Below are 12,390 nucleotides of genomic sequence, written 5' to 3' on the forward strand. Positions count from 1 at the left end.
CCCGTCGGGGTCGTGGTGGAGACTGGCAGGGTGCGCATCGACCTGCACACCCACTCGACCGAGTCCGACGGCACCGACACGCCCGCGGAGTTGGTGGCGGCCGCGGCCGCCACCGGCTTGACCGCGGTCGCGCTCACCGACCACGACACCGCTGCCGGCTGGGCGGAGGCGGCCAACGCGCTGCCACCCGGCTTGAAGCTGGTGCGCGGCGCCGAGCTGTCCTGCGCGTCCGACGACGGCCGGGGCCGGGTCATCACCGTCCACCTGCTCGCCTACCTGTACGACCACACCTCGCCCGCGCTGGTCGAGGAGCAGCTCAGGCTGCGCCTGGAACGACGGCAGCGGCTGCGCCGGATGGCCGAGCGGATGGTCGCCGACGGGTTCCCCATCGACCCCGACGAGCTGATGGCGGCCATGCCGCCCGACGCGCCCGCCGGACGTCCCCACCTCGCCATGGCGTTGATCCGGGCGGGGGTGGTGGCCACGGTCGACGAGGCGTTCGCCCGCTACCTCGCCGGCGGCCGGTACTACGTGCCGCGCACCGACACGCCCGTCGAGCGGGCGATCGAGATGATCACCGAGGCGGGCGGCGTGACCGTCCTGGCGCACCCCTTCGCCACCTCGCGCGGCCCGATCGTGACCGACCAGGTGGTGGCCGACCTGGCGGGCCTGGGCCTGGCCGGCGTCGAAGTCGACCACCCCGACCACGACCAGCCCACGCGGGCGCGGCTGCGCGGCCTGGCCGGGGAGCTGGGCCTGCTGACCACGGGCTCCAGCGACTACCACGGCACCAACAAGACCGTGCGGCTCGGCGCGGAGACCACGTCACCGGACGTGCTCGACGCCCTGGCCGATCGGGCGACCGGGTGCAAGATCCTCGTCGGCTGAGGTAGCGCTGCGAGAACTGTCGGACCCTCTCGGTAGCGTGATCGGTGTGCAGGAACAGCTGGGGTTCGACTTCGGCGCGATGCCGAAGAAGCTCGTGCGGGTGACGCCGGCCAAGCTCGCCACGTGGGCCGACTGCCCGCGCCGCTTTCGCATGGCCTACCTCGACCGGCCGTCCCCGCCGCGCGGTGGGGCGTGGGCGCACAACACCCTCGGCGCGGTCGTGCACAACGCGTTGAAGGCGTTGTTCGACCTGCCCGCCGAGCGCCGCACGCCCGACCAGGCGGTGGCGCTGCTGCACCGGCAGTGGAAGAACGACGGGTTCCGCGACGCCGAGCAGGCCGCCGTGTACCGCGACCGGGCGGTCGGGTGGGTGCGCGACTACGTCGAAGGGCTCGACACGTCGATCGAACCGGTCGGCATCGAGCGCTGGGTGTCCACGCCCACGTCCAAGATCGTCGCCGAGGGGCGGGTCGACCGCATCGACCTGCGCGACGGCGAGCTGGTGATCGTGGACTACAAGACGGGGCGGCACGCGCTGACCGTGGACGACGCGCGGGGCTCGCAGGCGCTGGCGCTGTACGCGCTGGCGGCACGGCGGACGTTGCGCAAGCCGTGCCACCGGGTGGAGTTGCACCACCTGCCCACGCGGACGGTGGCGGTGTGGGAGCACACCGAGGAGAGCCTGGCGCGGCACGTGACGCGGGCCGAGGAGGCGGCGGACGAGCTGCGGCTGGCCACCGACACGTTGGAGGCGGGCGGCGACCCGGAGATCCTGTTCCCGCCGCGCACCGGCAACCAGTGCACGTGGTGCGACTTCCGCCGGTCCTGCCCCGAAGGCCAACGGGCGGCGCCGACGCTCGACCCGTGGGCGTTGCTCGCGCCGTAGAGTTGGCCCCGTGACGATGGTGGACAGCAGACCCGAACCACGCCTGGCGAGGCTGTGGCGCGGCGTCAGCGGCGCGCTCGCCGTCGGCTTGGTGCTGCTGGCGTTGGCGATGATCGGCTTCCAGGTCTACGCCGGAGCCCGCGACCTGCCCGGGCCCGGCCTGGACGTGGTGATCGGGCACGTCGTGGCGGCTGCGGCCGCGGTGGTGGCGCAGGTCGTCGCCGACCGCCGCCGGGGCTGGGCGGTGGCGCTGTGCGGCCTGCTGGTCGTGGCGCTGGCGGCGGCGACCCTGTGGTTCTACTGGTGGGCCTGAGCCGACTGTGCCGCGTCGGCCGGACGCGTCCGGCCGACGCGCCCGTGACTACGCCCTGCCGATGATCCACTGCTGGTCTTGTCGTACCCGCTCACAGGTCCTGAGGACGAGTTCCGCGTAGGTGCCGTTGTGCGTGACGCACTGGTCGGTGCCCTCCAGCCGCATCAGCCAGGAGTAGTAGCCGTCGTGCGGCTCGCCCTTCCACTTCTGGTTGCCGGAGCCGTCGCACGGCCGGCCCGCCAGCTTGTCCCCGATCGCGGTCGCGCACCACCCGTACCGCACGCTCTCGATCGTGCTGTCGCCGTTGATGAACCACTCCTGGTTGTCCTCGCCGTGGGACGGGTGGCCGATGATCGGGTACTCCGGATCCCACGCCCAGTTGGTCTGGTCCCAGACGTCGTTCGGTACCGCGACGCTCACGAACTTCCACTGGTCCCGCTGCGCGTCGGGGTCGGCGTGCGAGGCCGGCGTGACGAGCAGCGCCGAGGCGAGCGCGACGACGGCGGTGAGGACTCGTGCGAACTTCATTCGGTTTCCCTTCCGGGGGCGGTGCGTGCGGGTGCACCGCCAAGTAGAAGGGCCGGAACGGGCCGACGAGGGCGCGAAAACACCTACGGTGGGGCGAACGACCCGGTCGGGTCGAAGCGGACGTCCTCCCGGTGACGGACGTGTACGTGAACAACACCTACCGGGCGCGGCACCGTGCTTCCGTGGGGTGATCCCGCCGGCCGCGCGTCAGGAGAGCCAGGCCCGCCAGGTCGGCAGCACCGTGGCCAGCAGGGCCTCCGGAGCTTCGGTGTTCGGGTTGTGCATGACCCCGGACAGCACGGCGAAGTCGGCGTCGAGCCGTTCGGCCATGTCCCGCTGGCTGGCCGCCGACCAGGCGTCGTCCAGGTCGCCGCACACCACCAGGCACGGGATGCCCGTCGACCGCAGCACCCGGGCCAGCTTCGCGACCAGGTCCGGTTCGGCGCGCAGCGCCTCGCCCATGCCCAGCAGCCCGGCGGGCGACGAGCGGACGAACCGCTCCCGGTAGAAGTCCTTCAGCTCCTGCGGCAACGCCCGCCAGCCCGGGTTGAGCGCCTGGCGGGTCTCGTTGACCTGCTGCGACGCCTCGATGCCCTGCTCGCGCAGCACGACCTCGCCGTAGTCCAGGGCGGTGCGGCGCGCGCCGGGCGGCAGCTCCGACGGACCGGACGCCATCAACGTCAACCCCGACACCGGAGCACCCGCCAGCACCGCGCCACGCGCGACCAGACCACCGAACGAGTGACCCAGCAGCAGCACGCGCCTGCCTTCGGCGGCGAGCTTCGCCACCAGCTCGGCCACCACCGCGCCCAGCGCCTCGGGCCGGTAGTCGGACTCCACCAGCGGGCCGGGCGACTCGTACTGGCCGGGCAGGTCGATGGCGACGACCTCGACGCCCGCGTCGGCGATCGGGTCGAGCAGCGGCGCGAAGTCCTCCTTGGACCCCGTGTAGCCGGGCACGAGCAGCGCCGTGGCGCCGAGGTCGTGGCCGGCGGCGGGGGAGTGCAGGGCGGCGATCGGGCCGTGCCTGCCGGGCAGGTCCACGCGTTGCGCCCGGTGCGGGCTGAACTGCGAGTGCACGTCTGGCAGTCTGCCGCACCGGCCGCGCGGGCGCGTGGCGCGTTACCGCAGTGCGACGAGCGTGCCGCCGCGCTGCTCCAGCACGACCTGGCCTTCGGTGGCCATCTCGATCGGGCCGGTGTGGTCGCCGCGGTCGACCGGGATCGACGCGACCTCCGCGCCGGTGACCTGGTCGAGCACCTTCAGCCCGGCGTCGACCGGCAGCAGCAGGTGGCCGGCGAGCGTGGTGCCCGCGCCGAGCGTGCCGTTCACCGTCCACAGCGGGTTGAGGTCCGCGAGCGACAGCGCCACGGTCTTCGAGCCGGTGAACCAGTAGGTGTTCGCGGTGCTGGTGAACGTCGACGCCACCCGTCCGGGCGGGTCGCCCGCGAGTTCCTCGGCCGAGACGTCGACCGGGTAGGTGGCGACGGAGGCCCCGGTCTCGGAGTCGAACACCAGGAGGCGGCCCGGCACGGCCACCGCGACCCGGTTCGAGGTCACGGCGATCACCCGTGCCCCGTTCTCGCCGATCACCGTGCTGCTGATGACCTGCGGCTCGTCGGACTTCTCGGGGTTGGGCTTGAGGATCGTGAGGCGGTCGGCCGGGTCCAGCGCGGGGCAGCGCTCGATCAGCGCGATCTTGCCGCCGGTGACCGCGAACGAGTGGTAGGTGCAGCCCGTGCGCGGCTGCTTGTTCGGGTTCACGATGGCGCGCAGCGTGCCGTACTCGAGCGAGCGGACCAGGTCGTCGCGGCGGTAGACCTCGACGTACGTGCCGCCGGTGGTGAGCACGTGCGAGCCCTCGTTCAGCAGGCGGGTGCCGAACTCGGCGTCGCCGTTGCGCTGCGGGCCGCGCTTGCCGGAGCCGGTTTCGAGGGTGGTGACCTCGGAGCAGTTGGTGTCCTTGCGGTACACGGTGAAGATGCGGCCCCAGGCCGTGGAGACCGTGCACAGGGGCAGGTCGCGGGCGTAGCGCCAGCGGACGTCGCCGGTGAACGCGTCCCGACCCACCACCTCCCCACCGTCACCGGTGACGACGACGGAGTCGAGGTTCACCGGAACGGGGGACGCCCCACTGGGTGCACGCCAGATCTCGGACAGCGTCGGCGGCATCGCGGTGACGGGCTGCAACGGGGTGATCTCGGACGGACCGGTCTGGCTGACCGTGTTGCGGGCGTCGCTGGTCAGCCACAGGACCAGGCTCGCCACCAGCACGGCCACCACGACCAGCGCCACGCCGATGAAGTCGCCCCTGGTGCGCCACGACCTCGACGGCACCGGCTCCCTGCCGTCGTCGTCCTGCTGCTCGACCCGCGGCTCGCCGGACTCGGCCAGGACGTCCTCCCCGTCCACCACGACCTGCCCGTTCGACTCCGCCTGCTCCGGCTGGCCCACTGCCCGGCTCCCGATGGTCGGTGATCTATCGCGTTCGGTCTGGCGACATGCTGCCACCACCGGGAAGAGGTCGGTGTGAGGCGGCACCACCAACCGCCCGCCGGCCGCCCTCCGCCCCCCACGCCACCGCCCGCACGCGGCAGCTCGGCACGCGCGTCCGGGCGGGTTCTCGCGCGGCTCGCTCCCCGTCGCGGAGGCTCGCTCGCGCTGGTCACGGCCGCCCGCCTGGGGCAACTCCCGCCTGGCGGGCGCGCGGCCGGGCGGTTGCGGGGGTGGCGTTCCAGCTCCCGCGGGGCCCGTTGCGGGGTTCCGGTCCGGCTCGCGCGGGGTTCGTGCGGGCCGTTCGGGCCCGGGGACGGCCGGTGCTGGGGGCCCGCGGTGGGTGGCCGGCGGGCTCCGGCTCCGGCTGTCTCGCTGTCCCGTTGCCGTCCGGCTGTCCCGCTGTCGACCCGGTGCCGGTGTCCGAGGGTGCCGGGGCAGTGGGGCAGTGGGGCGGTGGGGCGGTGGGTTAGGGGGCTGGGGTGGTTCGGGGGGCCTCGTCTTCTAACCGAGGTGGGGTAACAGTGTTTCCGTACATTTCCGGGCGATGATCACCCGATCGTGTTGCTGGTCGGGCCGGGCAGCGCGCGTGACTGCGCTGCCCACCACGATTGTTCCCTATTCGGCCGGGGCCGTCTCGGTCGATTCGCTGCCGCCGGTGCGGCGACGCCGGCGCCGGCGCGGGCGGTCCGGATCGGTGGATGAGGCGGTGGCCGACTCGGGTGCTCCGGAGGGCACCTCGGCCGGAGCTTCGGTGGTGCCGCCGGTTTCGGTGGCCGGGACGCCGGCTCGGCTGCGGCGGCGTTTGCGGGGGCGGGTGGCGCCCTCCTCGCCCGTGCCCGAGGCGGAGCCGGGGCTGCCGACGTTGCCGGCACCGGACTCGGCGGGTTGGCCGGCCTCGCCCGCGCGACCGCTGCGGCGGCGCTTGCGGGTCTTCTTCTCGCCCTTGAGGTTCTCCTCCGGCTCGGCGCCCAGGCCCGCGCGCGTGCGCAGCCCCAGCGGCAGCCGGCCGGTCGAGCCCGCCGGGATGTCCAGGTCGGCGAACAGGTGGTCGGAGGTCGAGTAGGTCTCCACCGGCTCGGGCTTGCCCAGGCCCAGGGCGTCGCTGATCATCTTCCACCGGGGCATCTCGTCCCAGTCGACCAGCGTCACGGCGACACCCGTGCGCCCGGCCCGCCCGGTGCGGCCGATGCGGTGCACGTAGGTCTTCTCGTCCTCGGGGCACTGGTAGTTGATCACGTGCGTGACGCCCTCGACGTCGATGCCGCGCGCGGCCACGTCGGTCGCCACCAGCACGTCGATCTTGCCCGAGCGGAACGCCCGCAGCGCCTGCTCGCGCGCGCCCTGCCCCAGGTCGCCGTGCACGGCCGCCGCGGCGAAACCGCGTTCGACCAGCTCGTCGGCCACCTTCTGGGCGGTGCGCTTGGTCCGGGTGAACACCATCGACAGGCCGCGCTCGCGGGCCTGCAACGCCCGGGCCAGCAGCTCCGACTTGTCCAGCGCGTGCGCCCGGTAGACGAACTGCTCGGTGCGCTCGTGGATCGCGCCCGCGTCGTTCTCCTCGGCCCGCACGTGCGTGGGCTGGTTGAGGAACGTGCGCGCCAGCGTGATGATCGGCCCGGGCATGGTCGCCGAGAACAGCATGGTCTGCCGCTCGTCGGGCACCATGCGCAGGATCCGCTCGATGTCGGGCAGGAAGCCCAGGTCGAGCATCTCGTCGGCCTCGTCCAGCACCAGGCCGCGCACCTTGCCGAGCACGAGGTGGCGCTGCTCGGCCAGGTCGAGCAACCGGCCCGGCGTGCCGACGACCACGTCGACGCCCTTGCGCAGCGCCGCGATCTGCGGCTCGTACGGCCGGCCGCCGTAGATCGCCAGCACGCGCACGCCCAGGTGCTTGGCCGCGTCGGTCAGGTCGTGGGTGACCTGCAGGCACAGCTCGCGCGTCGGCACGACCACCAGCGCCTGCGGCGTGCCGTCACCCGGCACGGTGATCCGCTGGAGCAGCGGGATGCCGAAGCCCAGCGTCTTGCCGGTGCCGGTGCGCGCCTGGCCGATGACGTCGTCGCCGGCCAGCGCCAGCGGCAGGGTCAGCTCCTGGATGGCGAACGTGCGGTGGATGCCCGCCTCGGCCAGCGCGCGCACGATCTCCTCGCGCACGCCCAGCTCGCCGAACGTGGGCGAATCGGGTTTGACCGGGGCGTCGGCCACGAGCGGGTGGGAGGTGTCGACTTCGGGGACGCCCACCTCGCTGTGCTCCAAGGTCACCGGGTCGACATGGGTCTCTTCGTTCGTCGCGGTCAGGGTGATCGCCTCTCTCGTACCAGCGCGCCACGGCCTGTACGGGCCGCTCGACCGCGTCACCACCACTCGGGCCACCACAAGGGGCCGGGCGGGTCGCGGGAGGGCCAGCGAGGTGTGTGCGCGCACCCTCTCCTGGCGGCACGGTGCCGCCGCAGTTCAGCCGTCGGCACCGCTGCGAGCCCCCACTGGGCCGCGCCGCGCCGGGCGTCATCTGTCGAGTCTACCCGCCGACTAGGCCGATCGGGCTGGTTCACGCGGTCGACTGCGGTTTCGCGTGCCTGGGGTGTTGTCAACGACACCCGACTAGGCTCCGTGCCATGAGCGACCCGGGAGTGGAGGCAGCGGTGGGCCAGACCGTTGCGGTGGGTGACGGTGAGCAGGTGGCGGAGGGTGTCGTGGACCTCCTCGGCGCTCTCGCGTACGGCGAGCTGTCGGCGTTCGACCGGCTCGCCGAGGACGCCCGGACCGCGCCCACGCTGGCCGGTCGGGCCGCGCTGTCGCAGATGGCGGCCGCCGAGATCGGCCACTACTCCCTGCTGGACCGGTACCTGGCCGAGCGCGGTTACTCGCTGGAGGAGGCCATGCGGCCGTTCGCCGCGGGCTTCGACGCCTTCCACGCCTCCACGGCGCCGCGCTCGTGGCTGGAGTCGCTGGTGAAGGCCTACGTCGGTGACGCGCTGGCGGCCGACTTCTACCGCGAGGTCGCCGAGTGGCTCGACGAGCCGACCAAGCGGCTGGTGCTCGCGGTGCTGGCCGACACGGGCCACTCGGCGTTCGCCGAGCGCGAAGTCCGGGCCGCGTGCGACGACGACCCGAAGCTGCGCGACCGGCTCACGCTGTGGGGTCGCCGGCTGCTCGGCGAGGCGTTGACGCAGGCCCAGTACGTGGTGGCGGAGCGGGACGGGCTCGCGGAGCTGATCGTGCGCGGCTCGGGCGACCTGGCGGGCATCGCGGCGCTGTTCCGGCGGCTCCAGCAGAGCCACACGCGGCGCATGACGGCGCTCGGGCTCGGCTAGGGTTGGTGTTCGAAAGCCATCAACGCCGCACGGAGGTCAGCGTGGAGGTCAGGGTCGGGATCGCGGACAGCCCGCGGGAGCTCGTGGTGTCCAGCGGGCTCACCCCCGAAGAGGTCGAGGCGCAGGTCGCGGACGCGCTGAAGGCGGGCACCGGTCAGCTCGTGCTGGTCGACCAGAAGGGCGCCCGCTACGTGGTGCCGGCGGCGCGCATCGCCTACGTGGAGATCGGCCCGAGCGACTCGCGCCGGGTCGGGTTCGTCTCCGGCGACTGAACTTCGGGTCCGGGTGACCGGACACGAGAAGGGGCACCCCATCGGGTGCCCCTTCCGCGTTTCACAGCCTCTGGTCAGCCGACCGCGAACGGCGGGGTGGAGGTGCCCGCCACCCGGTAGCGCCGCCAGGGGTCGGGGTCGGTCAGCGACCCGGTCGCCGAGCCGTCGGGCGTGCGCAGCAGCGCGGTCCGCGCACCGCCCTCCACCAGCTCGGTGACCTCGTCGTTCGCGCCGACCCGGCCGTACCAGTGGTAGCGGCCGTCGATGGGCTGGAAGTAGCCGCGCAGCTCGACGCTCACCGGCACCTCCCGCTCGTCGAACACCAGCACGGCCGCGCCGGTGTAGCCCTCCTCGTCGTGCCCGTGCTCCTCGCTCATCACGCCTCCTCGACGTCGACGACCCGCAACCGGGGTCCTTCGGGCAGGTCCGCCACGGCGCGATCGGCGCCCAGCGGCGCGTCCGGGTCGAGCTGCACGCCCGCGGAGCGCAGCAGGCCGTCGATGGCGTGCCAGATGATCGTGGTCAGGTAGTCGCTCAGGCTCGCCCGCGTCATGGACTGCCGGTCCAGCCACCAGTCGCCCGCGTTCTGCACCATGCCGACCAGCGCGTGCGCCCACGGCTCGGCCCCGCCGGAGTCCATCCCGAACGCGCGCAGGTAGTCGCCGAGCAGCCGGGCCAGGGCCGCCGCGATCAGCTCCTTGTCCTCGCTGACCACGTCCTGCTCGACCGGGCGGTCGGTGAACGACTTGCGCACCACGAACCGGTACAGGTTGGGGTGCTCCTCGATGACCGACAGGTAGGCGTCGACGATGCCCTTGATGCGGGGTCGGATGGGGCCGTCCTGCTCGATCGCGGGGCCCATCTTGTCCATCAGCATCTCGGTGCCGCGCCGGCCGACGGCCAGGTACAGGTCGGACTTGTCGGCGAAGTGCCGGTACAGCACCGGCTTGCTGACGCCCGCCTCGGCGGCGATCTCGTCCATGCCCACGTCCGGGCCGTGCTTGGCGACCGCGCGGATCGTGGCCTCCACGAACTCGGCGCGCCGCGCCTCGCGGTGCCCCTTCCACCGTTCCCGGCGGGCGTCCGTTCCGCCCTTGACAGTTCGAGCCATGTGACGCACGCTACCAGAAGTAACCGTTACCTCAAGTAACAGATAATCCCACCGGGGAGGGACCACCGATGACGAAGGCCTTGAAGGTCGCGGATCGCGAGAAGACCGCCGAACGTCTGCTCAACTCCTCGGCCGACAAGTTCTACGACCCCGAGGTCGACATCGACTGGTCGGCGCCCCTGGTCGACGGCCTGCGGTACACGCCGGAGCACCGGTGCTCGCTGTACGGCACGCCGCTGTGGGAGCGGATGAGCCCGGAGCAGCGCATCGACCTGTCCCGGCACGAGGTGGCGAGCGTGGCCAGCGTCGGGCTGTGGTTCGAGATCCTGCTGATGCAGATGCTGCTCAAGGAGGTCTACCGCTCCGACCCGACGACCAAGCACGCGCAGTACGCGTTGACCGAGGTCGCCGACGAGTGCCGGCACTCCACCATGTTCGCCCGGATGGTCGAGCGGATCGGGTGCCCGCCCTACGGCCCCCGCCAGTACACCTACCAGCTCGGCAAGCTGCTCCCGGTGATCGGCTACGGGCCCGCGCTGTACGGGTCGATCCTGGTCGCCGAGGAGATCCTGGACCGGTTGCAGCGCGAGACGATGGCCGACGAGACCGTGCAGCCGCTCGTGCGCATGGTCAACCGGATCCACGTGCTCGAAGAGGCGCGGCACGTCCGGTTCGCGCGCGAGGAGGTCGTGCGCGGGATGGCGAAGCTGACCAAGAAGGAGCTGCCCTACCAGCGGTGGCTGCTCGCCACCACGTCCATGTTCATCACCCGGTCGTTGATCAACCCGGACGTGTACGCGGCCGTGGGGCTGGACAAGGAGCAGGCGCACAAGGCGGCGCTGGCCAACCCGCACTGGCAGGGCAGCATCCGCTGGGCGGGCGAGCGGATCATGAAGTTCCTCGACGAGGTCGGCCTGGTCGGTCAGCCCGGCATGCGGGCGTGGCGCCGGTCGTTCCTGGTCGGATGAGCGCCCGGACGATCGCGCCGCGGGAGGCCGGACGCCGGTTCGCCACCTCCGACGGCACGGAGCTGCACGTCGTGGACACCGGGCCGGGTGACGCCGACGTGACGACCGTGCTGCTGCACGGCTGGACGTTGGACCACACGTCGTGGGACGAGGTGGCGGCCCGCCTGCCCGGTCGCGTGCTGCGGTACGACCACCGGGGCCACGGCGGCTCGGCACCCGCGCCGCCCGGCACGGCCACGATCGCGCAGTGCGCGGACGACCTGGCCGAGCTGCTCGCGGACCGCGTGCCCACCGGGCGGCTGGTGCTGGCCGGGCACTCGATGGGCGGCATGACGATCATGGCGTTGGCCGAGCAGCACCCCTCGCTGCTCGACCGCGTCGCCGGCGTCGTCCTGGTCGCCACCTCTTCGGGTGAACTGGCCGGGTCGACGCTGGGCCTGCCGGGACCGTTGGGCCGGGTGTTCGTGGCGGGGGAGAAGGCGGTCAACCGGCGGATCGCCCGGCTGCGGCGGGCCGAGCTGCTCCAGCGCACCGAGGTGGCCCGGCCGGGCCTGCGGTGGCTGCTGTTCGGCAAGCGGCCGTCGTGGCGGCACGTCGCGCTGACGGCCGCGATGGTCGGCCGGTGCCACCCGGTGAGCATGGTCGGGTTCCGCGACTCGCTGGACGACCACGACCGGCGCAAGGCGCTGGCCGAGCTGGCGGGCATCCCGGCGGTCGTGCTGGCGGGCGCGCAGGACCGCCTGACGCCGCTGCGGCACGCCCGAGTGCTGGCCGACGAGCTGCCGCACGCCGAGCTGGTGATCCACCTCGGCGCGGGCCACATGCTGCCCCTGGAGAGGGCCGAAGACGTCACAGCACACATCACCGCGCTGCTGTGACCGAGCGGTGAGGGCCGCGGTCGAGCAGGGGTCCCCCCGCCAAGGGGAACCCTTGCTTCGATCCTGCCGGCAACCACCGACGACTCAGTGCTGCAAGGGGAAGCCGCCGCCGATGCCGCGCCACGCGAGGTTCGAGATCAGCGCGACCGCGTCCTCCTTGGCGAGCTTCCGGTCATCCGCCAGCCACGCACGGGCCGTGACCTGCGACAACCCCACCAGGCCGACCGCGAGCAGCCGCGCGCGGTGCTCGTCGAGACCCGCGTCCGCGGTGATGGTGTCGGTGATGGCCTCCACGCTGTCGGTCGTCGCGCGCTCCACAGCGCGCGCCACCGCGGGCTCGCCGCGCAGGTCCGACTCGAACACCATCCGGAAGGCCTGGCCCTCGCCGTCCACGAAGTCGTAGAACGCGGCGACCGCGGCCTTCACCCGCTGCTTGTTGTCCGTCGTGGACGCCAGCGCGCCGCGCACGCGGTTCACCAGCTCGTCCACGTGGGACTCCAGCAGCGCCATGTACAGCTCGAGCTTGCCGGGGAAGTGCTGGTAGAGGACCGGTTTGCTGACCCCGGCGCGTTCGGCGATCTCGTCCATCGCGGCGGCGTGGTAGCCGTTGGTCACGAACACGTCCTGCGCCGCGGCCAGCAACTGGGCACGCCGAGCGGTCCGCGGGAGTCGCACACCCCGCCCCGCCGTGCCGCCGTGGTGCCCGACCGCAGTCTGGGCCGTCTCCGTCATGGTG

At 72.8% G+C, this 12,390-nt stretch carries 14 protein-coding genes; 7 read left to right on the plus strand and 7 right to left on the minus strand.

Going from position 1 to position 12,390, the window contains the following annotated elements; genetic code table 11:
- Positions 1 to 30 precede the first annotated feature (30 nt).
- The 3 genes from LZG04_RS36585 to LZG04_RS36595 are packed head-to-tail and all read left to right on the plus strand — an operon-like array spanning position 31 to position 2,087.
- Positions 31 to 888 (plus strand): PHP domain-containing protein, encoded by an 858-nt coding sequence (locus LZG04_RS36585; RefSeq protein WP_233826014.1) that lies wholly within the window; start codon positions 31 to 33, stop codon positions 886 to 888.
- A 46-nt stretch (positions 889 to 934) separates the two neighbouring features.
- A complete protein-coding gene (locus tag LZG04_RS36590) occupies positions 935 to 1,774 on the plus strand; it encodes a PD-(D/E)XK nuclease family protein (RefSeq protein ID WP_233826016.1) in 840 nt (279 codons plus the stop codon).
- 10 nt (positions 1,775 to 1,784) lie between these two features.
- A complete protein-coding gene (locus tag LZG04_RS36595; RefSeq protein WP_233826018.1) occupies positions 1,785 to 2,087 on the plus strand; it encodes a hypothetical protein in 303 nt (100 codons plus the stop codon).
- A 48-nt stretch (positions 2,088 to 2,135) separates the two neighbouring features.
- Here the strand turns inward: LZG04_RS36595 and LZG04_RS36600 are convergent, their stop codons facing one another.
- The 4 genes from LZG04_RS36600 to LZG04_RS36615 form a co-directional block, all read right to left on the minus strand.
- Positions 2,136 to 2,615: an RICIN domain-containing protein gene (locus LZG04_RS36600; protein ID WP_233826020.1), complete on the minus strand. Its 480-nt coding sequence runs from the start codon at positions 2,613 to 2,615 to the stop codon at positions 2,136 to 2,138.
- A 207-nt stretch (positions 2,616 to 2,822) separates the two neighbouring features.
- On the minus strand, positions 2,823 to 3,695 hold the full coding sequence (locus LZG04_RS36605) for an alpha/beta fold hydrolase (protein ID WP_233826022.1): 873 nt from the start codon (positions 3,693 to 3,695) through the stop codon (positions 2,823 to 2,825).
- A gap of 42 nt (positions 3,696 to 3,737) precedes the next feature.
- A complete protein-coding gene (locus LZG04_RS36610; RefSeq protein WP_233826024.1) occupies positions 3,738 to 5,069 on the minus strand; it encodes a PQQ-binding-like beta-propeller repeat protein in 1,332 nt (443 codons plus the stop codon).
- 657 nt (positions 5,070 to 5,726) lie between these two features.
- Positions 5,727 to 7,373 (minus strand): DEAD/DEAH box helicase, encoded by a 1,647-nt coding sequence (locus LZG04_RS36615; protein WP_374202966.1) that lies wholly within the window; start codon positions 7,371 to 7,373, stop codon positions 5,727 to 5,729.
- Positions 7,374 to 7,726: 353 nt separating this feature from the next.
- Here LZG04_RS36615 and LZG04_RS36620 point away from each other — a divergent pair, with 353 nt between their 5' ends.
- Positions 7,727 to 8,425, plus strand: coding sequence for a ferritin-like fold-containing protein (locus LZG04_RS36620; RefSeq protein ID WP_233826026.1), 699 nt, complete (start codon positions 7,727 to 7,729; stop codon positions 8,423 to 8,425).
- Positions 8,426 to 8,466: 41 nt separating this feature from the next.
- Positions 8,467 to 8,697 carry a DUF3107 domain-containing protein gene (locus tag LZG04_RS36625; RefSeq protein WP_230567250.1) on the plus strand — a complete coding sequence of 77 codons (231 nt, stop codon included), beginning with the start codon at positions 8,467 to 8,469 and terminating at the stop codon, positions 8,695 to 8,697.
- Positions 8,698 to 8,771: 74 nt separating this feature from the next.
- Here the strand turns inward: LZG04_RS36625 and LZG04_RS36630 are convergent, their stop codons facing one another.
- On the minus strand, positions 8,772 to 9,074 hold the full coding sequence (locus tag LZG04_RS36630; protein WP_233826028.1) for a DUF4873 domain-containing protein: 303 nt from the start codon (positions 9,072 to 9,074) through the stop codon (positions 8,772 to 8,774).
- Positions 9,074 to 9,808: a TetR/AcrR family transcriptional regulator gene (locus LZG04_RS36635; RefSeq protein ID WP_233826030.1), complete on the minus strand. Its 735-nt coding sequence runs from the start codon at positions 9,806 to 9,808 to the stop codon at positions 9,074 to 9,076. The genes LZG04_RS36630 and LZG04_RS36635 overlap by 1 nt, the downstream gene beginning before the upstream one ends.
- Before the next feature lie 68 nt (positions 9,809 to 9,876).
- On the opposite strand from LZG04_RS36635, the gene LZG04_RS36640 reads away from it, so the two are divergent.
- Both LZG04_RS36640 and LZG04_RS36645 read left to right on the plus strand, forming a co-directional pair.
- Entirely contained in the window at positions 9,877 to 10,776 is a 900-nt protein-coding gene (locus tag LZG04_RS36640) for a diiron oxygenase (protein ID WP_233826032.1), read from the plus strand.
- Positions 10,773 to 11,654 carry an alpha/beta fold hydrolase gene (locus LZG04_RS36645; protein WP_233826034.1) on the plus strand — a complete coding sequence of 294 codons (882 nt, stop codon included), beginning with the start codon at positions 10,773 to 10,775 and terminating at the stop codon, positions 11,652 to 11,654. Before LZG04_RS36640 ends, LZG04_RS36645 begins: the two co-directional genes overlap by 4 nt.
- A gap of 84 nt (positions 11,655 to 11,738) precedes the next feature.
- Here the strand turns inward: LZG04_RS36645 and LZG04_RS36650 are convergent, their stop codons facing one another.
- Positions 11,739 to 12,386: a TetR/AcrR family transcriptional regulator gene (locus LZG04_RS36650; RefSeq protein WP_233826036.1), complete on the minus strand. Its 648-nt coding sequence runs from the start codon at positions 12,384 to 12,386 to the stop codon at positions 11,739 to 11,741.
- Positions 12,387 to 12,390: the final 4 nt, after the last annotated feature.

This window comes from Saccharothrix sp. S26 (assembly GCF_021390395.1).
In the GTDB taxonomy this organism is placed as follows: Bacteria; Actinomycetota; Actinomycetes; order Mycobacteriales; family Pseudonocardiaceae; genus Actinosynnema.